We start from the raw sequence: 25039 nt of genomic DNA on the forward strand, positions 1-25039 counted from the left end.
GGCGGGGATGCGCCGCTCCCTCATCCTCCTCGGCTGCATCGCCGCCATCGCCGCGCCGCGTGCGGAGGTTCCGCAGCCCCGCGCGGGGGAGGGGGCGCAGGACGGCCTGCGCGTCACCTGGCGCTACGAGGGCCGGGAGGAGCCGGGGATCGGCATGCTGGAGATCCGGGTCAGCGATGCCGCGACCGGCGCGCCGGTACGCTACGAGCGGGGCCGTCTCGTCGCCTGGCTGCAACGCCGCCGCGCCGCCCTGCCGGAGGCGGAGACCACCTGCGCGGACCGCGTGCGCCTGCTGGCGCGGCAGGGCATCGGCCAGCGCGCGGATATCGACCTCAACACCCACCGGATCGTCACCCTCAACACGGATGGGACGCTCGCCGTCGTCAATCCTTTCGTGCCGCTGAACAACGCCAAGCTGGAATCGATCGTCGAACTGGGGGGCACGCCACGGGCCTGGCTGCCCATCCCTGAACGGATGGAAGCCTGGGTGGTCCTGGCCGATCCGCACAGGCTGGTGAGGGTGGATCTCCAGTCGCGCCGCATCGGACGGAGCATCGCGCTGCCGGGCGAGGCCAGCGAGGCCGCGCTCGGCTGGGAAGCGGCGACCGGCCGGCTGTTCCTGGCCCTGGGGGGGCGTCAGGGGCTCGGCGTCGTCACGCCCGACCACCCCGAGGCGCCGCTCGCCCTGCTGCCCGGCGCCGCACCGGAATCCCTGCTCGTCGCCGATGGCCTGCCGGCCCCGGTGACCGGGCATGAGGGTGGGGACGTGGTGCTGCATGCCACCGGGGCCGAACGGCACTGGACCCTTCCCGGCGGCGGCAGGGTCGGCCTGCTGGCCCATAGCGCGCAGGCCGGGCGCATCATCGCCGCGACGGCGGATGGCCGCCTCGCCTGGATCGATCCGGGCAGTGCCGGCGCCGCTCCCGAGCGGGTGGTGGAGCTGGGCCATCCGGCCACGGCGCTCGCGCTGGCCGATGGCGGGCGGCGCGCTTTGGTGATGGGCGGCGGGCAGGCGAGCCTGCTCGACCTCGCCACCGCCCGGGTCGAGGCCAGGATGCAAACCCTCCCCCAGGCCCATGAACTGCTGCTGACCGACCGCTTCGCCTATGCGCTGAGCCTCCCCGAAGGGCGCGCCACGCTCTGGCCGCTCGGCGATCTGCGGCAGGGCCTGGTGCATCCCGTGGAGGTAACGCTGGGACGGGCGGGGGTGGCGCTTCCGCCAGGCGGCGCCGCGCATGCCGCCCCGCTGCCCAGCGGCACCGGCATCCTGGTCGCCTCGCCCGCGGATGGCATGGTCTATCAGTATGGCGAAGGCATGATGGCGCCGATCGGCAGCTATTCGAACTACCGCCGCGCCGCCTTCGGCCTGCATGTGCTGGACCTTTCGCCGCGAGAGGTGGCGGCGGGCCTCTACCGCAGCCCGGTGCGGCACCTGCGCGGCGGCCCGCATGAGCTGGTGCTGGCCGGCGCCTCCCCGCGCTTCGCGCTGTGCGGGCCGCTCGATCTGCCTGCCACCGCGGCATCTCCGGCCATGCCGGACACGGCGTTGCGCGTGGAACTGGTCACGCTGCGGCGGGAGGAAGCGTCGCCGGCCACGATCCGAATCCGCGTGGATGCTGTGCGCGAGGGCAGGGCGGAACCGCTCGACGGTATCGCCGATCTGGAACTGCTCCTGTTCGACCGCCACACGGCCTGGGAGGGGCGCGCCCCACTCCGCGCCGCGGGTGCTTCCGGCGAATATGCCGCGCGGATCGCCATCCCCGCCGGGGCCCGGGTGGAGGCCATGGTCGGCAGCGATTCCCGCAATCTCTCCTTCGCCGCGGGCCGCATCGGCGTCCTGCCCGGGGCTTCGCCATGACCCGCCGCGCCCTGCTTCTCGCCTCGTTGGCTATCTCTCTGGCCACCACGGCTCGCCGGGCCCATGCGGAGCGCATCGTTCTGCCCGGCGTGTCCCTGCTGGACCAGTCGGGCACGCCGCGCTCCCTCGCCGGGATCGCCCGGGGGCGCCCGGTGGTGCTGAGCTTCTTCTTCACCGGCTGCACCACGATCTGCCCGCCCCAGACCTCCGCGATGCAGGTCCTGCAGGAGGAGCTGCGGGGTACGGCCGGGGCGCGTCCCCTGCTGCTTTCCATCACCCTCGACCCGCTGGGCGACACGCCGGAGGCGATGCGCGCCTATGCGGGGCGCTTCGGCCTCCTGCTGGGCCCCGAGCATGACTGGTTCCTGCTCGGCGGCGACCCGCAGGCGCTGCAACGGGTCTGGACCTCGTTCGGCCAGCCCGGCGCGCGGCCGGAGGAGCATGCCGCGCAGATCTGGCTCGGGGCACCGGACGGCCGGACATGGCGGCGGGTCGGCGCGCTGACGCCGCCCGGGCAGGTGGCCTCCATGTTGCGGGAGATGGCGCCGTGACCCGGCGTATCCTGTGGGCGCTGCCCCTGCTGGCCGCCATGGCAGGCGTGGCGGCGGCGGAGCCGGGGCGCGCCCTGTTCCAGGGGCATCGTCCCTTCGCCGCCGGGCGCGAGGCGACCGCGAACCGGCTGCCGACGGATTTCGCCGCCTGCGCCGCCTGCCATGGCGCCGACGCCGCCGGGCGGCGGGAAGGCGGGATCGTGGCACCCCCTGTCACCTGGGCGGCGCTGGCCCGGCCGGCGGGCCTCGCCGCCGCCTATCCGGATGCGGATGCGGTGCGCGCGGCGATCCTTTCCGGCATCGGCCGGGACGGACGGGTGCTGGACCCCGCCATGCCGCGCTACCGGCTCGACGCGGCGGAAACGGAGGCCCTGCTCGCCTATCTGCGCGTCGTCGGCACGGCGGAGGACAGGCCGCCGGGCGTGACGGCCGGCCGGGTCCTGCTCGGCACCGTGCTCCCGCTCTCGGGCCGCGCCGCCGCGACCGCGCGGGCGGTGCTGGCGGGGCTGGAAGAGGGCCTCGCCGGGATGCGTGTGCATGGCCGCCGCCTGGAACTGCGGGTGGAGGACGGCGCGGCCGGAGGCACGGCCGAGGCGCTGCGGCGGTTGCTGGGGCAACCCGTCTTCATGCTGGTCGGCGGGCTGTGGCAGGAGGATGCCGGGGCCGAGGCGATCCTCGCCCAGGCACGCGTGGCACATATCGGCTCCCTGGTCGCGCGCGCCGGGAATGACCGGACCCGGAGCTGGACCGCCGACCTGCTGGCGCCCCGGGCCATGCAGCAGGCCATGCTGGCCGCGGCGCTGGCGTCCTGCCCGGCCGGGACGCGCCTGGGCCTGGCTGTTGCCCCGCCGGGGGCGGGACCCCAGCCGGTGGCCTGGCTGACCGATCCGGCGGCGCTGCCCGAGGCGCTGCGGCGCGCGGGAGGCGCCGGCTGTCTCGGCAGCGGCCTGGCCGGCGCGTCGCCGGCCGTGCGGGCCGCGCTTCCCTCCGGCTGGCGGTGGCAGGTGGTGCTGCCCTTTCCCGCCGCGCTGTTCGAGGAAGAGGATGGCATCGCACCCTGGCGCCGGCTCGGCCTCGTGGCGGCGCGGCTGGCGGTGGAGGTTCTGGCCCAGTCCGGCCATGCGCTGACCGAGCGCGCGCCCCTCGACGCACTCCCTGCATCCTTCGAGGCCCTGCCGGGCGCGCCGCTGCGCTACGGCCCCCGCCGCCGCCACGGCTGGGACCCGGAGCTGATCGAACTCGGCCCCGCCGCCCGGCCCGGTGCCGCAGGGGCGGGGCCAGATGCCACGCCGAAGCAGGGAGGTTGAGATGCGCGGCCTGACCGAGATGCGACCATGGCGCCGGGCGTGGCGCCATCTGCTGGGTATCGCCGTCCTGGGATGGGGCATGCTCCCGGGCGGCATGGCCGCGGCGCAGACGACGGGGTTCACGCTGATCGGGCATATCGAGCGCTTCTCGCTCGACGCGCCGCGCGACGCGCTCGCTTCCGCCAGCATGACGGTGCGCGGCATCACCGTCGTCCTGCCGCGCAACCTGCTGATCACCCTGCCGGGCCGCTACATGACGGCGCACGACCTGTTCCTCGGCCCACGCCTGGCGGGGTTGCAGAGCAGAGCGGACTCGCCCTGGAAGATCCCACGCCGCCGAAGGTGCCCTTCGAGGCGGAGATCATCGGCAATGTGACCGGCGGGCGCTATGTCGCCGGCGTGGTCCGCATCTCCCAGGGCGCCTTGCATGTCGGGGCGGGCTACATCCAGGCCATCGACCCCGTGACCGGCGAGATGCGCATCGGCGACCGCGGCGGGACGGCGGGCGCGCGGGTGCGGCTCAACGATCTGAAAGGCATCTTCGCGCCGGCCGACCCGGTGCTGGACCTGCGTTTCGCCATGGACCCCGAGAACGCCGCGGTGCATGCGAGCACCGGGTTCCCGGTCTGCGTGCAGGGGGCGGCCAATGCCCGGACCTGCAAGGCCGGCAACCGCCCGCCCGGAGACCCCACCCGCTTCATCTGCGGCAGCGAGCCGGCCTTCGGCATCGCGGCCCATTCGGCCTGCGATCCGAAGCTGCCGGTGCCGCTCCGCGAGGGCGATCACGTCACCTATGCGGGGATCCTCATGCCCCATCCGGCGGGCGGCTTCATGGTCGCGGCGCATGGGCTGAACGCGGAGCTCGGCATCTACACCTCGCCGCGCGCGGAGCCGGTCTATCTCTTCGTCGAGGAAGCCATCCAGGGTACCAAGGGCGAGCAGTTCCCCGGCATTCCGCAGGAGGAGACGACACGCTTCCGCCTCGTGGGCTTCACCACCGACCCGACCCGCAACGTGGAGGTCTGGCTGATCGACAGCGACCGCCACCGCAACCGGCCGCCGGGCCAGCCGCCCTTCCAGGGCCTGTCCATCAGCGGGCCGGGCGGGCTGCCCCCCTCGAACGGTCCGCAGCTCGGGCGCTTCCGCAACACCTGGCCGGCCAAGGACGATGCGCGCGCCGTGCGCCGTGACGTGCTGGTGCGGGTCGTCGACAGCGCGCGGGGGCCCTTGCCCGATACAGGGCTGACCTCTGGCACCTATGTCTCGCCCGTCAACGAGTACATCTATCCGGAGCCGACCAGCTTCGGCCTGCGTGGCTTCCCGGTGCCGGTGCCCTTCGAGAATTTCTGCTTCCTTTCGGCCGGCGGCGGGCGCTTCGCGCCGGTGGGCAGCCAGGAGCAGCCACTGGGCCGGCTGGCCCCCTTCCCGGAATCGGGGCATCCCCAATCGCAGCCCATCGGCAACGGGCCAAGGCGGGCCTGCGACGGGGAATAGGCGACACGAGGCCCTTCCGGCGGGCCGCTCGGGGCAGCGCGCACCGGCCCGGGGCGGTCACCGGCTTGGTCACCGTCCCGGGAGCAAGGGGCATGAGGATTACATTCCGGCCGGTCCGTTGTATACGCGGCTTCCATGCCTCCGCGTGCTGCCCCGACCGTCCCGTCCGCGCCCGGATTGCATCCCGCACCGGGGCGGGAATGGCAGCCTGGGCCGGTGCGGTTGACAGCGGCCGAACCATCCCCATCCATCGAGCAAGCCAGCCGCCCGGCGGACAGGGCTCCCTTGAAAGCCCGATCCCGTTGACCGAACAGAACGAGGGCCTGTCCTGGACCGAGGCCGAACGGCTCGCGGCCCTGGACCGTTACGCCATCCTCGACACGCCGCCGGAGCAGGATTTCGACGACCTCGCCCGCCTGACCGCCGACCTGCTCGAGGCGCCCATCGCCGCCGTGAACCTGATCGCGGAGAGCCGGCAGTGGTTCAAGGCCGAGGTCGGCCTGGGCGTGCGGGAGATGCCCCTCGACAACTCCATCTGCTCCCGGGCGATGCTCCGGCCCGGCGAGATGGTCATCCCGGACCTGCTGGAGGACCCCCGTTTCGCCTGCAACCCGCTGGTCACCTCGGGTCCGGGGCTGCGGTTCTACGCGGGCGAACTGCTGGAGACCCCGAACGGACTGCCCCTGGGCACGCTCTGCGTCCTCGACACGAAGCCCCGGCCGGAGGGCCTGACACCCCGCCAGCACTTCGCGCTGAAGACGCTGGCCCGCCAGGTCATGAGCCAGCTCAGCCTCCGCCTGAGCCTGGCGCAGCAGGCCCGGTCGGAGGCCCTCCGGCGGCAGGTTCTGGACAGTGCCACGGACCTGGCCATTATCAGCCTGGACCTGACAGGCCGGGTCACCGGCTGGAACACCGGGGCGGCGAACATCCTGGGCTGGACGGAGGCCGAGATGCTGGGCCGGCCCGCGGACCTGATCTTCCTGCCGGAGGACCAGGCGGCCGGCTTCCCGGGGGGCGAGATGGCCCGGGCGGCGCTGGACGGGCGGGCCGCCGACGATCGCTGGCACCGGCGCAGGGACGGCTCCCGCTTCTGGGCCTCCGGCGAGATGATGCCGCTCCGGGACGAGCGGGGCACCCATACCGGCTATCTCAAGCTGCTGCGGGACCGCACCGAGCAGCACCTCGCGGGCCAGGCACTGGAAGCGGTCAACGAGCGCTTCCGCCTGGCGCAGCGGGCGACCCGCGACGCGATCTGGGACTGGAGCTTCGACGACAACAAGGTTCTCTGGAACGAGGCGCTGGAGGATGCCTATGGCTGGACCCCCGCACAGGTGGAGCCGACCGGGGACTGGTGGATCGCCCAGATTCATCCCGGGGACCGTGCGCGGGTGGAGCGCGGCATCCACGCGGTGATCAACGGAACCAGCACGGGCTGGACAGAGGAATACCGTTTCCGCCGTGCCGACGGCAACTACGCGGATGTGCTGGACCGCAGCTACGTGATCCGCGACTCCCGAGGGCGCCCGATCCGCATGATCGGGGCCATGCTCGACCAGAGCGAGCGCCGGCGGGCCGATGCCACCCTGCGCGACCAGGCGAACCGGTTGCGGCTGGCGACGACGGGGGCCGGGATCGGCATCTTCGACTACTGGGTGCAGACGGGTGAACTGAGCTGGGACGACCGCTGCCGCGCGCTGTTCGGCCTGTCAGCCGGAGCGCCCGTGAGCTACGAGGGCACCTTCCTGGCGGGACTGCATCCGGAGGACAGGGCGCGGGCGGACAGGGCGGTGCGACAATCCACGGACCCGGCCGGGTCGGGCCACTTCGTTGCCGAGTACCGCACCATCGGGCTGGAGGATGGAATCGAGCGCTGGGTCTCGGCACAGGGCGAGACGCATTTCGAGGATGGACAGCCGGTGCGGCTGATCGGCACCGTGCTCGACATCACGGACCGCAAAAGGGTCGAGGAGGCCCTGCGCGAGAGCGAGGCGGTGGCGCGGCAGAACATCCAGCGCGTCCAGCTCGCCCTCGCGGCCGGGGCCATCGTGGGAACCTGGTTCTGGGACCTTCCGACCGACCGCTTCACGGTGGACGAGGCGTTCGCCCGCAGCTTCGGCCTCGATCCCGCACTCGGGCGCGTCGGCCTCAGCCTGGAGCAGGTGGTCGCGACCGTTCATCCCGACGACAAGGCAGGTCTCATCGCCGCCATCAACGAGGTCATCGCCCGCGGCGGCGCCTATGCCCACCAGTACCGGGTGCGGCGCACCGACGGAAAATACTACTGGATCGAGGCGAATGGCCGTGTCGATCTCGCGCCCGATGGGACACCGCTGAGCTTTCCCGGCGTGCTGATCGATGTGGAGGAGCGGCGCGCCGTGGAGGCGGAGCGCGATCGCGCCACCGCCGAGCTCCGCGCCCTGACCGAGACACTGGAGCAGCGCATCGCCGAGCGCACGGCCGACCTGCTGCTCGCCGAGGAACAGCTGCGCCAGAGCCAGAAGATGGAAGCCGTCGGCCAGCTCACCGGCGGCATCGCGCACGACTTCAACAACCTGCTCACCGGCATCATAGGCGCCCTGGAACTCCTCGGCGCCCGCATTGCTCAGGGGCGGTACAAGGATGTCGAACGCTATGTCGTCGCCGCCCAGGGGGCGGCCAAGCGTGCCGCCGCCCTGACCCACCGGCTCCTGGCCTTCTCGCGGCGCCAGACCCTCGACCCCAAGCCAACGGATGCGAACCGCCTGGTGGCGGGGATGGAGGAGCTGGTCCGCCGCACCGTCGGGCCCTCCGTCGATCTGGAGGTGGTCGGGGCGGGCGGGCTGTGGCCGACGCTGGTCGATCCCAACCAGCTGGAGAACGCGCTGCTGAACCTGTGCATCAATGCGCGGGATGCGATGCCCCATGGAGGCCGCCTGACCATCGAGACGGCCAATCGCTGGTTCGACGAGCGCGCCGCCCGCGAACGCGACATCGCGCCCGGGCAGTACATCTCGCTCTGCGTCTCCGACACGGGCATGGGCATGTCGCCCGACATCATCGCCAAGGCCTTCGACCCGTTCTTCACCACCAAGCCCCTGGGCCAGGGCACGGGCCTGGGCCTGTCAATGATCTACGGCTTCGCGCGGCAATCGGGCGGGCAGACGCGCATCTACTCGGAGGTCGGGCAGGGAACGATGGTGTGCCTGTACCTGCCGCGCCATCTGGGCGAGGCCGAACTGGCCGAGGCGGTGCCCGAACTGGCCGAGGCGCCCCGGGCGGAGCTGGGCGAGACGGTCCTGGTGGTGGACGACGATCCCACCGTGCGGATGCTGGTGATGGAGGTGCTGGAGGAGCAGGGCTATGCCGCCATCGAGGCCGGAGACGGCGCCTCGGGCCTCAGGGTGCTGCAATCCGATGCCCGCATCGATCTGCTGGTGACCGATGTCGGGCTGCCCGGCGGCATGAACGGGCGGCAGATGGCGGACGCGGCCCGGGTCGGACGGCCGGATCTGAAGGTGCAGTTCATCACCGGCTATGCCGAGAACGCCGTGGTGGGGGACGGGCACCTGGAGCCGGGCATGCATGTCATGACCAAGCCCTTCGCCATGGAGGCCCTGGCCACCCGTATCCGGGACCTGATCACGGCGGCATAGGTCCCCCTGCCGCCCCCCCCCCGGGGACCGGTGCCGTCCGCGCCCGGCCTTCCCAGGGGCCATGCCGCATGCCCCCTGGGAAGGCCCCCGAGGCGCCGGGCGGGGCTTGAGGGGGGCGCCGCATCGCGTTACGCTCCCCGCCGTCGTCATTCCAGCATGTTCCTGGTATCGCGGCCGGGCCCGCTCCGCCGGAGCCGAGGGCCGAAGCAGCCGGGTGCGGCGCCTGTCCGGTTCGAACGATCCAGCGAAGGGCTGATCATGAACTACGTTCCCAAGACCAACGACATTGCCGGGCTGATCGAGGCCGACCGCGCGCATGTCTGGCATCACCTCTCCCAGCACAAGGCCTATGAGACCGTCGATCCGCAGTTGATGGTCGAGGGCCGCGGCATGCGCGTGTGGGATGCTAAGGGGAAGGAATACCTGGACGCCACATCCGGCGGGGTCTGGACGGTCAATGTCGGCTATGGCCGTGAATCCATCGCCGATGTGGTGCGCGAACAGCTCGTGAAGTTGAACTACTTCGCCGGCGCCAAGGGCAGCGCGCCGGGCGCGGCCTTCGCGAAGCGGCTGATCGAGAAGATGCCGGGCCTGAGCCGCGTCTACTACTCGAACTCCGGTTCCGAGGCGAACGAGAAGGTCTTCAAGATGGTGCGGCAGATCGCCGCGCGCCATCACGGCGGTCGCAAGTGGAAGATCCTCTACCGCGAGCGCGACTACCACGGCACCACCTTCGGCGCCCTGGCCGCCTGCGGCCAGCCGCAGCGCAATGCCGATTACGGCCCCTTCCCGGAAGGCTTCGCGGAGGTGCCGCACTGCCTGGAATACCGCAGCCAGTACCCGGATGCCGAGGATTACGGCATCGCCGCCGCCAATGCGATCGAGGAGGTGATCCTGCGCGAAGGCCCGGACACGGTCGGCGCCATCTGCCTGGAGCCCATCACCGCCGGCGGCGGCGTCATCACCCCGCCGCAGAGCTACTGGCCGCGCGTGCAGGAGATCTGCCGGAAGTACGACATCCTCCTGCATATCGACGAGGTGGTCTGCGGCCTCGGCCGGACGGGAACCTGGTTCGGCTATCAGCAGTATGGCGTGCAGCCGGATTTCGTGACCATGGCGAAGGGCCTCGCCTCCGGCTATGCGGCGATTTCCTGCACGGTGACGACCGAGGCGGTCTTCAACCTCTTCAAGGACAATGCCGCGGACCCGATGAGCTATTTCCGCGACATCTCCACCTTCGGCGGCTGTCTGGCCGGCCCGGCGGCGGCGCTGGAGAACATGCGGATCATCGAGGATGAGGGCCTGCTGGAGAACACCACCAGGATGGGCCTGCGCCTGCGCGACAACCTGCTGGCCCTGATGGAACGCCATGCGGTGATCGGCGACGTGCGCGGCTGCGGCCTGTTCTACGGCGCGGAGCTGGTCGCGGACCGCGGGACCAGGGAGCCGCTGGCCGAGGCGAAGGTCCAGGCCGTGGTGGCGAAGTGCATGGAGGCCGGCGTCATCATCGGCGCCACCAACCGCTCTCTGCCCGGGCTGAACAACACCCTGACCCTCAGCCCCGCCCTGATCGCGACGGAGAAGGACATCGACCGCATCACCGACGCGATCGACCAGGCGCTGACGGCCGTGACCGCCTAGCGCCCGATCCGGGAATCCGCCGCCACGGCCGCGGATTCCCCGAAGCGGCGGGCCGCCGGTGCCCGTTCCTCATCGATGCTCCGCCTTCCGGAGAAGGCGCCGGGCCCCGGGGCACTGGCGAAACCGGCTACTGACAACAGGGAAAGGGGATGGAAACCATGGTCGGGATCAGCGGGCGGAGCTCCGGCGCTCCGGCGGCGGGGGGCCGCATCGGCGTGGTCGGCAGCAACATGGTCGATCTCGTGACCTATATCGACCGCATGCCCGAAGCTGGCGAGACCCTCGCGGCACCCTCCTTCTCCATGGGCCATGGCGGCAAGGGCGCCAACCAGGCCGTGGCCGCCGCCCGGCTGGGGGGCGATGTGATGCTGGTCAGCCGCGTCGGTGACGATCTTTTCGGCGAGGGCACGATCCGCAATTTCCAGGATATCGGGATCGACGCGCGCCATGTCCGCGCCGTGCCGGGCACGCAGAGCGGCGTGGCGCCGATCTTCGTCGACCCCTCGGGCGAGAACCGCATCCTGATCGTCAAGGGCGCCAACGAGCACCTCCTGCCCGCTGATGTCGAGGCGGCGGAGGAGGATCTGCGGCGATGCAGCCTGATCCTGCTGCAACTCGAAGTCCCGCTGGAGACGGTCTATCACACCATCGACTGGGCAGCGCGGGAAGGGATCGAGGTCCTGCTGAACCCGGCGCCGGCGACACCGGAACTGGATGTCGGGCGTATCCTCGCCGCCACCTTCCTCGTGCCGAACCAGACGGAACTGGCCATCATGACCGGCCTGCCCACCGGGACGCGCGGGGAAGCGGAGCGGGCGGCGCGGGTGCTGGTGGAAAAGGGCATCCGCACGGTGATCGTCACACTGGGGGCCGAGGGGGCGCTGCTGGTGACGGCGGAAATGGTGCGCCACGTGCCGCCCGTGCCGGTGCGGCCGCGTGACACGAGCGGCGCCGGGGATGCCTTCATCGGCGCCTTCGCCCAGCACTATGTCGGGTCGCGTGATATCGAGGCCGCCATGGCCTGGGCCGCCGCCTATGCGGCGGATTCCATCACGCGGCCCGGCACGCAGAAGGCTTTCGCGGACGCCAAGGGGTTCGAGGCCTTCCGGGCCAGCCTGCCGCGACCATAGGGCGGGTTGTCCCCGCGCTTCAGCCGTTCTCTCGCCCCGTTCCGGGGATCAGGGCGAGGCGCATCTCGCCGATGAAGCGCCGGCCCATCTGGGACAGCGGCTTGCGGTTCGACCAGAAGGCCCAGGCGGTGGACGGGATGGCGGGCTCGAAGGGCCGGATCTCCAGTGCTCCGGCCGGCAGATGCGCGGCGGAGAAGGGATCGACCACGGAGACCCCCGTACCGGTCTCGACCAGGGCGCAGGCCGTGCTGCAGGTGCGGACCTCCGCCCGGAACAGGAAGGGCTGGCGCACCGACTGGAAGGCATGGCGCACCGCGGCGCCCATGCGCGTATCGGCATCCAGCGCGACCAGGCTATGCGCGCCCAGATCCACGGGTGTCACGACGGAAAGCCTGGCGATCGGGTGGCCGGGCGGGCAGATGGCGACCATCCGCGCCTCGGCCAGAGCCTCCACCTCCAGCATCGCCTGAGGCCCCAGGCCGAGCCCGATGCCGAGATCGGCGGTCCCGCTTTCCACCGCCCGGACGACGTCGTTCAGGTCGCGGATGTCGAAATGGATCTTCAGCCGGGGATGCCGGCGGGCGAAGCCGCCGAGCACCCGCGGCACCACGCCCTGCCCCAGCGGCGGTGTCGAGAGGATGCGCAACCGGCTGGTCTTGGCCTCGCGCAGGTCCTGCAGGCGCTCCGTCAGCGCCGCGTGCAGGGCCAGCAGAGGCTCCGCCTCCTCCTGCAGGATGCTCGCCGCCTCCAGCGGATGGAGCCGGTTGTTGACACGCTCGAAGAGCGGAAAGCCGAGCTGCGCCTCGATCTGACGGATGGCGGTGCTGACCGCCGGCTGCGAAAGGTTCAGGTGCCGGGCCGTGGCCATGGTGGTCTGGAAGCGGACCATGGCGCGGAGGATTTCGAGCTGCCGCAGCGTAAGCATGCGGCACTGTATAAATAGAACGTATAAATCAGGCAATTATTCCATAGAATCAGATCTTGCGATGCCCCGTATCGCTCCGCATGATCCGGCCGCTTCCGGTCAGAAGGGTTTCCGCCATGTCCCGCATCCTCCGCCTCGCCGCTGCCCAGATGGGCCCCACCCAGCGCGCGGACAGCCGGGAGGCGGTGCTGGCCCGCATGATCGCGCTGCTGGAACAGGCGGCCGGGCAGGGGGCGCAACTCGTGGTCTTCCCGGAACTGGCCTTCACCACCTTCTTCCCCCGCTGGCTGCTGGAGGGCGCGGAACTCGACCAGTACTACGAGAGCGCCATGCCCAACCCGCAGGTGCAGCCGCTCTTCGACCGCGCGAAGGCGTTGGGGGTAGGCTTCTATGCCGGCTATGCCGAGCGCACGCCGGAGGGGCAGCGCTTCAACAGCGCCATCACCACCGCGCCGGACGGCAGCATCCTTGCCAGGTACCGCAAGGTGCATCTCCCCGGCTCGGTCGAGCCGCGCCCGGGCGACCGCTTCCAGCAACTGGAGAAGCGCTACTTCGAATATGGCGACCAGGGCTTCGAGGCCTTCCGCGGGCCGGGGGCATGGGGCCGGCCGGTGATGGGCATGCTGATCTGCAACGACCGCCGCTGGCCGGAAGCCTGGCGCGCCTATGGGCTGCAGGGCGTGGAGCTGATGCTGATCGGCTACAACTCCGCCGCCTATGACCCCAATGGCGGCAGCACGGAGAACGAGGAGATCCGGACCTTCCACTCCAACCTCGCGGCGCAGGCGAATGCCTACATGAACGCGACCTGGGCGGTGAGCGTGGCCAAGGCCGGCAACGAGGACGGGTCGGGGTTGATCGGCAGCTCCGTGATCGTCGATCCGAACGGGGTGATCGTGGCGCAGGCGAAGACCCTGGGTGACGAGGTGATCGTCGCCGATTGCGACCTCGACGCCTGCCGCCAGGGCAAGGAGAAGATGTTCAACTTCGCCGCCCATCGCCAGCCGCAGCACTACCGCCGCATCACCGGGCAGGTCGGCGCCATCATCCCCGACTGATCCGCGATGGCCGATGGGCGGCCCGTTCCGCAGGAAGGAGCTCCCGCATGTCCCGTATCCTGGTGATCAATCCGAACCGCTCGGCGAGCTGCACCGGAACGATCCGGGATTCGGTGCAACCCCTGGTGCTGGCGCATGGACCGCGGCTGGAGGTGGTCGGCCTGCCGGAAGGGCCGCCCGCCATCGCGACCTGGCGCGACTGGCATGCGGTGGCCGAACCGCTCTGCCGTCTCGTGGAGGCGGAGCCGGCGGCGGCCTATGTCATCGCCTGTGTCTCCGATCCGGCCATCGACCTGCTCCGCAGCGTGACCCCGCGCCCGGTGCTCGGAGCGCTGCGTTCCGGCATCGCCGCCGCGGTGGCGCGGGGCGAACGCTTCGGGATCGTTGCCTTCGTCGAGGCCAGCGTGCAGCGCCAGCGGCGGGTGCTGCAGACCCTGGGGCTGGAGGCGCGCTGCGTCGCCAGCCTGCCGCTGGACCTGCCCATGGAAGTCCTGACGAGCGCGGAGGGTCCCCGGCCGCGCCTGCTCGAACTCGGCCAGGCACTGAAGGAGCGAGGGGCGGACAGTGTGATCCTCGGCTGCGCCGGCATGGCCGGGCACCGGCGCTTCCTGGAGGAAAAGCTCGGCCTGCCGGTGATCGAACCCTGTCAGGCGGCCGTGGCCCAGGCCCTGCTCGCCACCCTGTCATAGCCTGGAACGCGATCCGGCCGGTGTTTGATCCCAGGTTCTGATGGTGCAGACTTTTCATGGGAGTGGAAGGAAGCGCTATCGGCCAGGTTCACCACGGGTGCGCCACGGCGACAGCGGCAGTCCGTCGAGCGATACAGCATAGTCAAGAGAGCCTGAGGGTCCTGGCCAAGCGCGACGGCATCAATCCGAAGACGGTCGCCAAGTGGAAGAAGCGAAGCTCGACGAACGATCGCAGGACCAGTCCAGCGGAGCCACGCTCCACGGTTTTTTCCGTCGAAGACGAGGCGGTCGTCGTTGCCTTTCGGCGACACACGCTGCTACCGCCCGACGACTGCCTCTACGCCCTGCAGCCGTCGATCCCGCATCTGACGCGCTCGTCACTGCATCGTTGCCTGCAGCGCCATGGCATCCAGTTCACCAACCGCGCCTGCGGGGTCTACGCCTTCCACCACGGCGATCACTCCCAGTTGCGGCGCCACCTCGCCGACTTCCTTGATGCCCACAACCTCGGCCATCGTTTGAAGACCCTGAAGGGCCCGACGCCCCACGCGTTCATCTGCAAGCAGTGGGCAGCCGAGCCAGAGCGGTTCAGGCTCAATCCGCTCCGTCAGATGCCGGGGCTGAACAGCCGATGATGATCCTCTGCATTCGTTCCTCGTCGGTTATGGGGGCGCAATGAGAGGCGCCCCACATTCCCTGACGCGCCGGATTTTTGCGCTCGCGGAGTAGGAACTTTCATGCAAAAGTGAATATGCCTTAGGCTGCCCAGGTGAGCATGGCCATTAATCCATTCGACGATCAACCCTCCAACGTCATGGCAAAGGCCGGGTTCACCTTCGCGCTGTTGATCGCAGCCAATCTCGCAGCCTGGCTGTGGGCCTGGACAGCGTTCTCCGACCGACCAGCGCTCATGGGCACGGCGCTGCTCGCCTACATGTTCGGATTACGCCACGCTTTTGACGCCGACCATATCGCTGCCATCGACAATGTCGTCCGCAAGCTGATGCAGGAAGGCAAAAAGCCGTTCTCCGTAGGCTTCTTTTTCTCACTTGGTCACTCGACTATCGTAATCATCGCCTCGATCCTGATCGCGGCGACCGCAGCCGCTTTGCAAAGCAGGCTCGAGGACTTTCATACGATCGGCGGCGTGATCGGCACGTCGGTGTCCGCCGTCTTTCTACTGACGATCGGCCTCGCCAATCTCTTCATCCTCGGCCGCATCTGGTCTGCGTTCAAACGCGCGCGCGCCGGCGAGCCGATCGTGGACGAAGATCTCGATGCGCTGCTTGCGGGGCGCGGATTGATCGCAAGAATTTTCCGGCCTCTGTTCCGGGCGGTCTCGCACTCCTGGCACATGTATCCGATTGGGTTCCTGTTCGGTCTCGGCTTCGACACGGCGACCGAGATCGGGCTTCTCGGCATATCCGCGGCGCAAGCGGCGCAAGGCATGTCGTTCTGGACGATCATGGTCTTCCCGGCCCTTTTTACGGCCGGGATGTCCCTGATGGACACGTCCGACAGCGTGCTGATGACGGGTGCCTATGGCTGGGCCTTCGTCAACCCGATCCGCAAGCTCTGGTACAATCTGACGATCACCGCCGCTTCCGTCGTGGTCGCGATCTTCATCGGCGGCGTCGAGGCGCTCGGCCTGATCGGCGAGAAGCTTGGTCTCGAAGGTGGGTTCTGGGATTTCATTAGCGGCCTCAACGACAACCTGACGAACTTCGGCTACGCTGTTGTGGGAATTTTTCTCCTGAGCTGGATCGTCTCGACAGTCATCTACCGCGCCAAGCGCTACGACCGATTGCAGCCGGCAAAACCCCAGAACATGGATTTGGTATAAAAGCCCCTAGCCCGTGCCACTCCCCTTCCGGAAAGGCCGCTTGCGATCGCCCTGGAGCGTGCAGGCGGCATGGACCAGCGCGAGGTGGCTCAGCCCCTGCGGCGTATTGCCGAGATGGTCGCCGGTCCGGGGGTCCACCATCTCGCTCATGATGCCGACCCCTGGCGCGATGGCGCCGAGCGTGCCGGCGAAGACCGCCTCGGCCTCCGCGTTACGGTCCAGCATGGCCAGAGCCTCGACCATCCAGAAGGAGCAGGCCAGGAAGGTCCCCTCCTCCTGTTCGGCGCCGGAATAGCGGTAGAGCAGCGCACCCCGGCCCAGTTCCGCGCGGATCGCGTCCAGCGTGGAGGACAGGCGTTCCCGCCCATCGAAGCCGAAGCGCACGGCCAGGGCCAGCGAGGCATCCAGCCTCTCGGTGCCCGGGAAGAAGGTATAGGCGCGGCGCGCCTCGGACCAGCAATGCCTGTCGATCCAGGCCGCGATCCGGTCCCGCTCGCGCTGCCAGCGCGGCACGCAGGTGGAGGGCAGGTGACCGGCCTCCGCCAGTTCCACCGCGCGGGCGAGCGCCTGCCAGGCGCTGATCTTGGACATGGTGTAGTGCTGGGGCTCCTCCAGCTCCCAGATGCCGGAATCCTTCTGCCGCCAGCGATCGGCGCATTCATCCGCCAGGCCGGAGAGCACGCGGGCGCTCCGCTGGTCGAGGATATGGCCACCGCCGACGAACAGGGCCGCCGTCTCGAAGATGTCGCCATAGATGCCGTGCTGGTGCTGATGCGCGGCGGCATTGCCGACCACCACGGGGCGGGAGCCGCGATAGCCCGGCAGCGCCTCGATCACCCTCGCCTCCGGCACCGTGTCGCCGCAGAGCGTATAGAGCACCCGGGGACCGTGCTCGCCCAGCCGCCGCATCAGCCAGGTGAAGGCGGCCTTGCTTTCCGCCATGACGCCGATGCGGAGAAAGGCATTCACCGTATAGGCGGCGTCGCGGATCCAGGCATAGCGGTAGTCGTAGTTCTTGTTGCCGCCGATCCGTTCCGGCAGCGCCGCCGTGGCCGCCGCGGCGATGGCGCCGGAGGGCGAGTAGAGCAGCAGCTTCAGGGCCAGGGCGCTGCGCCGGACTTCCTCGCGATGCGGCCCGTCATAGCGCAGGTCCCCCGCCCAGCTTCGCCAGGCCTCGTCGCTGGTGTCGATCCGCGCATCGATCTCCTCGATCGGCAGCACGCCCAGCGGCTCGTCCTCGGCGGCCAGCAGGGCGACGGTCGCACGCTCGCCCTCGGACAGCGTCACCGTGGCGGTGATGCTGCGGTCCTCCTCCTCCAGGATGCGGATGTTCGGCGTGCAGCGCATCATGCCGAGCACGGGGCCGACATGGAAGACGCAGCCATTCGGATTGGGCTGGAGCCAGGGCGAGGCCGTATCGCCGCGCGTGCCGAAGACCGCCTTGATATGGAAGCGCACCGTTCCGGCGAGGCCCTCGATGCGCCGGGCGAGTTCGCTCCAGGGCAGGCGCCCGGCCAGGCTGCTGTTCAGGGATTCCGTCACCCGGGCGCGCCCGTCCGGCGTGACGATCAGGGTCTCCAGGATATTGCTGTCGTGGCGGTAGTGCCGCTCGACCTCGAAGGCCCCCTCGGGGCGGATCTGGAAATAGCCGCCCTGTCCGGCATCGAGCAGCCGGTCGAAGAGGGGCGGGGAGTCCATCTCCGGCACGCACCACCAGCCCACTGCCCCATCCGGCGTGATCAGCGCCACGGAACGCCCATCGCCCAGCGCGGCATAGTCCTGGATGGGAAAGCTGGCACCCTCGGGCGGGCTTTCCGCCAGGGCTGGAATGGAGGTCCGGTGTATCGCGCGTCGCATCACCTGTCTGTGGGGTGTAAAGCAGAAAGCGCAACTGCCGCGCCGCCGCGTCAGCCGGCCGCGTCCGTCCTGCCTCCCTCGAGAGCCGGTGCCTCCACAGGAAGAGGATAGCGTTCCTGAAGCGCCTGGAAGGAGATCAGCTCCCCCGCGATGGCGCTGGCGGCCACGGTCGGCGGGCTGGCGAGCCAGACCTGGCCGGGGCCGGAACGGCCCGGGAAATTACGGTTGATGGCGCTGACCGTCACCTGGGAGGACGAGACCGAGACACCGGGGCCGCAATTGGCACAGGCGCCGCAGGCCGGTTGCAGGATCTCCGCGCCGACACGCGCGAAGGTGTCGAGATAGCCGCGCGCGACGCAATAATCCCGCACCGCCGCCGTGCCGAACTGCAACAGCAGCCGGACATGCGGGGGCGTCCTCAGGCCGCGTGCCGCGGCCCAGGCCAGCACCTCGTGATAATGGTCGAAATCCTCCCGCTTCCCGGCGGTGCAGGAACCGCCATAGGCGATGTCGATCCGCACCGGCCCTTCCAGCGCGGCGACGGGCACGCCCCGGCCGGGATCGCCCGGCGCGGCGAGCATGGGCGAGAGCCGCGACAGGTCCACGGCGATCACCTCGGCATAGGGCGCTCCGGGATCGCTGCACATCCAGGCTTCCGGCGCGACGTCGACGCCGCGCCGCTCGCGCAGGAAGCGCCGGGTCTCGGCATCGGGGGCGACGATCCCGGCGAAGCCGCCCAGCTCGGCGGTCATGTTGGTCAGCGTGGCCCGCTCGTCGATGCCCAGGCTGGCGATGCCCGGCCCCGCGAACTCGAAGACCTTTCCGACGCCCGTGCCGGCCTTCAGCCCGGGCAAGGCGAGGAGATGCAGCACGATGTCCTTCGCGGTCACGCCGGGCGGCGGGCGGCCCTGCAACTCGATGCGCAGCACCTCCGGCACGGTCAGCCGCACCATGCCGGTCACCATGGCATTCGCCATGTCCGTGGTGCCGACACCGAAGGCCAGGCAGCCCAGCGCCCCGCTATGCGGTGTATGGGAGTCGGTGCCGACGATGAGCTGCCCCGGCAGGGCGTAGCGTTCCGCCACCAGCGCATGGGAGATGCCCTCGGAGCCTTCTCCGCCCGGAAGGTAACCGTGATCCGTCAGCCCATGCTCGGCGACGAAGGCGCGGTGTGCGTCCGACAGCGCCCGGACCTGCGGCAGCAGCCCGCCTTCCACATGCGCCGGGCTCCGGTGGGCATAGGAATAGTGGTCCTCGAAGGTCAGGATGGAGCCCGGGTCCTCCAGCACCGGCGTTTCGCCGAAGGCGCCCCGCAGCATGAAGCGGCACATCGCCGTGTAGATGTCGTGGATGAAGCGCCGGTCGGCGCGCACGAAGATCCCCGAGCCCGGTTCGAGCCGTCCTTCAGTGCCCGGAACCGCCACGGCATGGCGGGCCAGGATCTTGGCGGCCAGGGTCTGCGGCCCCTGTGGCAGTGGCGGTGCACCGCCCGTGGCATGCCGCAGCACGGTCCGCCCATAGGCCAGCAGCCCGCCGGCCCGCAGCACGGCGGCGGTGATCGCGTCCCGGTCCGCGACCAGCTCCTCCACCCCGATCGCCTCGCCGCGCCGGATGCGCTCGATCAGCCCGAAATCCGTCGAGGTGAAGAGCCCGAGATTGTCGGCATTCTGGCGGTAGATGCGCTCGAAGCTTTCCGCGATCACCAGCCGGATGCCGGCCATCGTCTCGGCCAGCGGGCTGTGCTCGCGGGAGGAGCCCTTGCCGTAGCGCGCCCCGGCGACGGTGACCGAGAAGCCGCCCGCCCGCGCCATCCCCGGACGGAACGGCAGGACGGCGCCGCATTTGACGCCGGTATAGGCATGATCGGCCAGCCGCTCGTCGAAATGGACGAGCGAGGGCAGGGGGGTGATCTCGTCGGTGGAGACGTCGTCGCGCAGCCGTCCCGCCTCCACCCGGCTCAGGTCGCGGCCCAGGAGCTGCGCCGTGACCAGATCCGGATCGCCGGACAGGAAGAGGACGCGGCCCGGCAGATCCAGACGGGCGCTCATTCCGCCGCCATCGGCAGGCCGGGCGCCCAGAGCATGCCCGCCGCCACCATGCGCTCGATCTCCGCCTCGGTCAGCCGGGCCTCCCGCGCGATCTCCAGGCTGTGCTCGCCGTTGCGCGGCGGCTGGCGCCGCATGCCCAGGCGGGCGCCGTCCACGGCCACGGGCAGGGCCGGCAGCCCGGCCAGCGGGCGCGCGGCAACGCCTCCAGGCGCGACGCGGGCGGCCCCTTCGGCACTCGCCATCTCCGTTTCCAGCAGGCCGCCCGAATTCACCAGATGCGGGTCGTCGAAGAGGTCGCCCGGCCGGGCGATCGGCGCGAAGCTCAGCCCCAGCGCCTCGCAGCGCGCCATCAGCTCGGATTTGGGCAGCTTGCGGAAAACCTCCGCGACACGGGGCAGATAGCGGGAGCGGTCGAGCACGCGCTGCGCCTGACTGGCCAGCGCCGGGTCGCGCAGCAGGTCCGACAGGCCGAAGGCCTCGCAGAAGCCGCGCCACTGGGTCTCCGTCACGACGCCGACGAAGACCTGCTCGCCGGGATCGGCCGTGTCGAAGACGTCATAGACCGACCAGGGCTTCACCATGGCCGGATCGCCGAAGGAAGGCGGGTTCTGCCCGGTGATGGCGGTGGCGGCCATGTGCTGCGCCATCAGCACCATGTTGGTCTCGAAGAGCCCCGACTGCACATGCGCGCCGCGCCCGGTGGCCTCGCGCTCACGCAGCGCGCCCAGGATGCCGATCACGCCGAACAGCCCGCCCATGATGTCATTGACCGAGGAACCCGCGCGCATCGGCTTGCCGGGCAGCCCGGTCATGTAGGCGAGGCCGCCCATCATCTGCACGACCTCGTCCAGCGCCGCGCGGTGCTCATAGGGGCCGGGCAGGAAGCCCTTGCAGGAGCAGTAGATCAGCCGGGGATTGAGCGCGGAGAGATCGGCATAGCCGAGTCCGAGCTTGTCCATCGCGCCGGGGCGGAAATTCTCCAGCACCACATCGGCCCCGGTGGCGAGGCGGCGCACCAGCTCCAGGCTCTCGGGGCGCTTCAGGTCGAGGCACAGGCTGCGCTTGTTGCGGTTGAAGCTGGGGAAGAAGCCGATCGCCGCCCCCATCAGCCGCCGCGTGTTGTCGCCTTCCGGGCCGGGCTCGATCTTGATCACGTCGGCGCCGAGATCGCCCAGCACCATGCCGCAGCTCGGCCCCATGATCATATGGGTGAATTCCAGCACGCGGATGCCATGCAGCGGGCCGGCCGTGCCGCGCGGCGCGGCCGGGACAGCCCCGGGCGGTGCCTCCGGTGCTGCGGTCTCCGGCGGGGCGGCTACTTCCCGCGCCGGATGGAAGGTGCGCGGAATGCCAGCCCTGGCGACGTGGCCATGCAGCGTCTCGCCGGGCAGGCCCTCCTGCAACAGGGCACGTGCCTCGATCAGCGCGGCAAGGTCGATGCCGGTGTCGAAACCCTCGGATTCCAGGAGGTAGACCAGATCCTCCGTGCCGATATTGCCCACCGAGCCGGGCGCGAAGGGACAGCCGCCGAGCCCGCCCAGGGCGGCATCGAAGCCGCGCACGCCTTCCTCCAGCCCTGCCAGCACATTGGCCAGGCCGGTGCCCATGGTGTCGTGCAGATGCAGGTTGCCGAGGCGCACGGGGCCGAGTTCCAGGCGCACGGCGCGCACCAGCCGGCGGACCTGCCGAGGGCTGGCATAGCCCAGCGTGTCGGCCAGGGCGACGCCATCGGCGCCGGCCCCGGCCAGTTCGGCGGCCAGGGCGATCACGTCGCGCTCCGGCACCTCGCCCTGGAGGGAACAGCCGAAGGCGGTGGAGATCCCGGCCTCGATGGAGGGCCGCGCCGCGCCGAGCGTGCGGGCCCATTCCACCACCCGGCGGAACTCCGCCACCTGCTCCGCCCGGCTGCGGCGGACATTGGAGCGGCTATGCGCCTCGCTGGCGGAAACGGGCAGGATGATCGCCCGCGCCCCGGCCGCGGCGGCGTTCTGCGCGCCGCGCAGATTGGGCGCCAGGGCCATCACATGCAGGCCCGGATGCGAGGCGCGCAGGCTGCCGACGACCTCGGCGGCATCAGCCATCTGCGGCATGGTGGCGGGCGGCACGAAGCTCGCCACCTCCATCTCCGGGATTCCGGCCTCGGCCATGGCGGCGATCCAGCGCAGCTTCACCCCGGTCGGCATCGGCGACCGGATCATCTGCAGGCCGTCGCGCGGCCCGACCTCCCGCACCGTGACGGCGGGCTTCCTGATGGCGTTCCTCATCCGCCCATGATGCCCCCGCGAGGCACGGCGGTGAAGCCTCGGTTGACGGGATCAGCGTCCGCCATTGACTGAAGCTGGCGGGGCCAGATGGTCCCGCAGAAGCCGCGCCGCGGGGGGAAGCATCGCCACCGGCCGTGTCACCAGCCGCAACCGCCGCCGCGCCCAGTCCTCGTCCAGCGGCACGGCACGGAGGGCGGGGGTCCCGGTCCCCGCACCGGACAGGCCTTCGGGAACCACGGCGAGGCCCAGCCCCGCCGCGACCAGGCTGCGGGCCGCCTCCGTCGCCCCGACCTGGAAGCGGAATTCCAGCCGGTGGCCGAGCCTGCGCGCCGCATCGCGCAGGATCAGCGACAAGGCGCCGCCCTCCTGCACGCCGATGAGCGGATGTTCCAGCAGCGCGCCGAAGCGCAGGGACCTGGCCACCGCGAGGGGATGGTCCGGAGGGCACAGCACGACCAGCCGGTCGCGCCGCCAGGGGCGGACCTCCAGAGTGGGCGGGATCTCGCTGGCGCTGGTGATCAGCCCCAGATCCCCGCGTCCCTCGATGAGGTCGTGGAGAATGGCGGAACTCGTTTCCTCCTTCAGCTCGACGCGGATGGCGGGATGCCGCGCGGCGAAACCGGCCAGCGTCGCCCCCAGCTCATGGCCCGCGATCACCGAGGCCGAGGCGCCCAGCCGCACGCTGCCCTGCCCGCCACGGGCGAAGGCGCGGAAATCCTCGGCGAAGCGGGCTGAGAGGTCGAAGAGGGCGCGCGCATGCTGCGCCATCGCCTCCCCCGCCGCGGTCGGGCGCACCCCGCGCGCACCCCGTTCCAGGAGAGGCAGCCCGCAATCCCGTTCCAGCAGTTGCAGCCGCTTCGCCGCCGCCGAGGTGGCGATGCCGCAGCGCTGCGCCGCCTGGGTGATGCTGCCGAGTTCCACCGTCGACAGCAGGATGCGCAGGGTCGTCCAATCGGCCTGGAAAGGGTTCACGGCGCATCTCCATCCTGGGGCCGGGGTCGGTGCGGCGCGATCATGGCCGCTGCCGGAGGGTGCCGAAAGACCGGCTTGGCTTGCGGGGAGGGGAGGGTTAGACCTGGGCTCAGACATCATCCGACCGGGGCAAACCCGGCGGCAGGGAGGAGACCAAGGCATGAGGCGGCGCAGCTTCCTCGCGGCGGGCGTGGCCTCGCTCGCGGCTCCGCGGCTGGCTGGCGCCCAGACGGGGGGCGCCCATCCTCCGTGCTGCGCGTCATCCCGCAGGCGGATCTGGCGGTGCTGGACCCCGGCATCACCACGGCCACGGTGACGCGCAACCACGGCTTCATGATCTTCGACACGCTCTACGGCCTGAACGCCGCCGGCGAACCGGTGCCGGAGATGGTGGAAGGCCACGAGGTCGCGGATGATGGCCGCAGCTGGATGCTGCGGCTCCGGCCGGGGCTCCGCTTCCATGACGGCGAACCGGTGCGGGCCCCGGATGCCGTGGCCAGCCTACGCCGCTGGGCGCGCCGCGATCCCTTCGGCAAGACGCTGATGGCCGTGACCGACGAGCTGTCCGCGCCCGATGACAGGACCATCCTGTTCCGCCTCAAGCGTCCCTTTCCGCTGCTGCCGCTCGCCCTGGCGAAGACGACGCCCTACACGCCCTTCATCGTGCCGGCGCGGCTGATCCCCTCCGATCCCAGCACGCCGATGGCGGAGATGATCGGCAGCGGCCCCTTCCGCTTCCTGCCCGCCGAGCGGCTGCCGGGCGCGCGCGTCGCCTATGCGCGCTTCGATGGCTACGTGCCGCGCCAAGGAGGAATGGCTTCCGGCGGCGAACCCGGCCTGTCCGGCGGCCCGAAGCAGGTGCATTTCGAGCGCGTGGAATGGCAGGTGATCCCGGATGCCTCCACCGCCCTGGCGGCGATCCAGAATGGCGAGGTGGACTGGCGGGAGCGCCCGATCCCCGACCTGCTGCCGCTGGTCCGGCGCGACAGATCCCTCCGCGCGGAAATCACGAACCGCGCCGGCACGATCGCCTTCGTCCAGTTCAACCACCTGCATCCGCCCTTCGACAACGCCGCCATCCGCCGGCTGGTCCTGTCCGTGGTGGACCAGGACGAGTTCGAGCAGATGATCAGCGGCACCGACCCCGGCCTGCGCGGCGGCAAGGTCGGCATCTTCCTGCCGGGCGGGCCGATGGCCACCGAGGCGGGGCTGGAGGAGATGCGCGGCCGGCGCGACTTCGACGCCCTGAAGCGCGAGCTGGCCGCGGCCGGCTACAAGGGCGAGCGCGTGGTGATGCTGGTGGGCACCGACAGCCCGGTGAACAACGCCGTCAGCGAGGTGCTGGGCGACCTGCTGCGCAAGATGGGCTTCAACCTCGACTACCAGGCGATGGACTGGGGCAGCGTGGTGCAGCGGCGGGTGAGCCAGCAGCCGCCGGACAAGGGCGGCTGGAACATCTTCGCGGTCAGCGCGGATGGCGACTACTTCACCGATCCGACCGTGGTGCCGGCGATCCGGGCCAACGGCAAGGATGCCTGGATCGGCTGGCCGAGCAGCGAGCGGGTGGAGGAGCTCTACCGCGACTGGTTCCTGGCCTCGGACCAGGCGGACCGCCAGCGCATCGCGCGCGAGTTGCAGGTGCAGACCCTGCAGGAGGCCAACTGGATCCCCGTGGCGCAGGTCTTCCTGCCGACGGTGCTGCGTGCCGATGTGACGGGCGTGCTGCCCGGCTTCGCGAAGTTCTGGAACGTGCGGCGCGCGTAGCCGTTT

17 protein-coding genes and 1 pseudogene are annotated in these 25039 nt (G+C 70.6%); 13 read left to right on the forward strand and 5 right to left on the reverse strand.

Translation table 11 applies throughout. The annotated features are described in order from the left end of the window. Positions 1 to 7: 7 nt before the first annotated feature. The 8 genes from MVG78_RS21015 to rbsK all read left to right on the forward strand — a co-directional run bounded on the left by MVG78_RS21015 (position 8) and on the right by rbsK (position 11613). Complete coding sequence (locus MVG78_RS21015) at positions 8 to 1858, forward strand: YncE family protein (protein WP_247560735.1); 1851 nt, start codon at positions 8 to 10, stop codon at positions 1856 to 1858. Continuing rightward, positions 1855 to 2409, forward strand: coding sequence for an SCO family protein (locus MVG78_RS21020; RefSeq protein WP_247560736.1), 555 nt, complete (start codon positions 1855 to 1857; stop codon positions 2407 to 2409). The genes MVG78_RS21015 and MVG78_RS21020 overlap by 4 nt, the downstream gene beginning before the upstream one ends. Next, entirely contained in the window at positions 2406 to 3716 is a 1311-nt protein-coding gene (locus MVG78_RS21025; protein WP_247560737.1) for a c-type cytochrome, read from the forward strand. The genes MVG78_RS21020 and MVG78_RS21025 overlap by 4 nt, the downstream gene beginning before the upstream one ends. Position 3717: 1 nt before the next feature. Next, positions 3718 to 4092, forward strand: a complete 375-nt coding sequence (locus MVG78_RS21030; protein WP_247560738.1) for a hypothetical protein — start codon at positions 3718 to 3720, stop codon at positions 4090 to 4092. After that, complete coding sequence (locus MVG78_RS21035) at positions 4059 to 5210, forward strand: hypothetical protein (protein WP_247560739.1); 1152 nt, start codon at positions 4059 to 4061, stop codon at positions 5208 to 5210. Before MVG78_RS21030 ends, MVG78_RS21035 begins: the two co-directional genes overlap by 34 nt. 776 nt (positions 5211 to 5986) lie before the next feature. Then, positions 5987 to 8842 (forward strand): PAS domain-containing protein, encoded by a 2856-nt coding sequence (locus tag MVG78_RS21040; RefSeq protein ID WP_247561156.1) that lies wholly within the window; start codon positions 5987 to 5989, stop codon positions 8840 to 8842. Positions 8843 to 9100: 258 nt separating this feature from the next. Next, positions 9101 to 10483, forward strand: a complete 1383-nt coding sequence (locus MVG78_RS21045) for an aminotransferase family protein (RefSeq protein WP_247560740.1) — start codon at positions 9101 to 9103, stop codon at positions 10481 to 10483. 158 nt (positions 10484 to 10641) lie between these two features. Continuing rightward, positions 10642 to 11613, forward strand: coding sequence for a ribokinase (gene rbsK, locus MVG78_RS21050; RefSeq protein WP_247560741.1), 972 nt, complete (start codon positions 10642 to 10644; stop codon positions 11611 to 11613). A 19-nt stretch (positions 11614 to 11632) separates the two neighbouring features. Here the strand turns inward: rbsK and MVG78_RS21055 are convergent, their stop codons facing one another. Continuing rightward, entirely contained in the window at positions 11633 to 12538 is a 906-nt protein-coding gene (locus MVG78_RS21055) for a LysR family transcriptional regulator (RefSeq protein WP_247560742.1), read from the reverse strand. A 116-nt stretch (positions 12539 to 12654) separates the two neighbouring features. Here MVG78_RS21055 and MVG78_RS21060 point away from each other — a divergent pair, with 116 nt between their 5' ends. The 4 genes from MVG78_RS21060 to MVG78_RS21075 all read left to right on the forward strand — a co-directional run bounded on the left by MVG78_RS21060 (position 12655) and on the right by MVG78_RS21075 (position 16128). Further along, positions 12655 to 13596: an N-carbamoyl-D-amino-acid hydrolase gene (locus MVG78_RS21060; protein ID WP_247560744.1), complete on the forward strand. Its 942-nt coding sequence runs from the start codon at positions 12655 to 12657 to the stop codon at positions 13594 to 13596. A 47-nt stretch (positions 13597 to 13643) separates the two neighbouring features. After that, positions 13644 to 14285, forward strand: coding sequence for an aspartate/glutamate racemase family protein (locus MVG78_RS21065; protein WP_247560746.1), 642 nt, complete (start codon positions 13644 to 13646; stop codon positions 14283 to 14285). Between the two features lie 77 nt (positions 14286 to 14362). Further along, on the forward strand, positions 14363 to 14920 hold the full coding sequence (locus MVG78_RS21070; RefSeq protein WP_247561158.1) for a hypothetical protein: 558 nt from the start codon (positions 14363 to 14365) through the stop codon (positions 14918 to 14920). A gap of 140 nt (positions 14921 to 15060) precedes the next feature. Beyond that, positions 15061 to 16128 (forward strand): HoxN/HupN/NixA family nickel/cobalt transporter, encoded by a 1068-nt coding sequence (locus tag MVG78_RS21075; protein ID WP_247561160.1) that lies wholly within the window; start codon positions 15061 to 15063, stop codon positions 16126 to 16128. Positions 16129 to 16134: 6 nt separating this feature from the next. Here the strand turns inward: MVG78_RS21075 and MVG78_RS21080 are convergent, their stop codons facing one another. From MVG78_RS21080 to MVG78_RS21095, 4 genes are read right to left on the reverse strand one after another with little or no spacing between them, the layout of a single operon-like run. After that, positions 16135 to 17985: a glycoside hydrolase family 15 protein gene (locus MVG78_RS21080; protein ID WP_247560748.1), complete on the reverse strand. Its 1851-nt coding sequence runs from the start codon at positions 17983 to 17985 to the stop codon at positions 16135 to 16137. A 50-nt stretch (positions 17986 to 18035) separates the two neighbouring features. Then, entirely contained in the window at positions 18036 to 20033 is a 1998-nt protein-coding gene (locus tag MVG78_RS21085) for an aconitase family protein (protein ID WP_247560750.1), read from the reverse strand. Next, entirely contained in the window at positions 20030 to 22297 is a 2268-nt protein-coding gene (locus MVG78_RS21090) for a hydroxymethylglutaryl-CoA lyase (protein WP_247560751.1), read from the reverse strand. Before MVG78_RS21090 ends, MVG78_RS21085 begins: the two co-directional genes overlap by 4 nt. A gap of 51 nt (positions 22298 to 22348) precedes the next feature. After that, positions 22349 to 23269: a LysR family transcriptional regulator gene (locus MVG78_RS21095; protein ID WP_247560753.1), complete on the reverse strand. Its 921-nt coding sequence runs from the start codon at positions 23267 to 23269 to the stop codon at positions 22349 to 22351. Positions 23270 to 23429: 160 nt separating this feature from the next. Here MVG78_RS21095 and MVG78_RS21100 point away from each other — a divergent pair. Beyond that, positions 23430 to 25033: pseudogene (locus MVG78_RS21100) on the forward strand (ABC transporter substrate-binding protein). Positions 25034 to 25039 lie beyond the last annotated feature (6 nt).

It is taken from the genome of Roseomonas gilardii subsp. gilardii (assembly GCF_023078375.1).
Classification (GTDB): Bacteria; Pseudomonadota; Alphaproteobacteria; order Acetobacterales; family Acetobacteraceae; genus Roseomonas; species Roseomonas gilardii.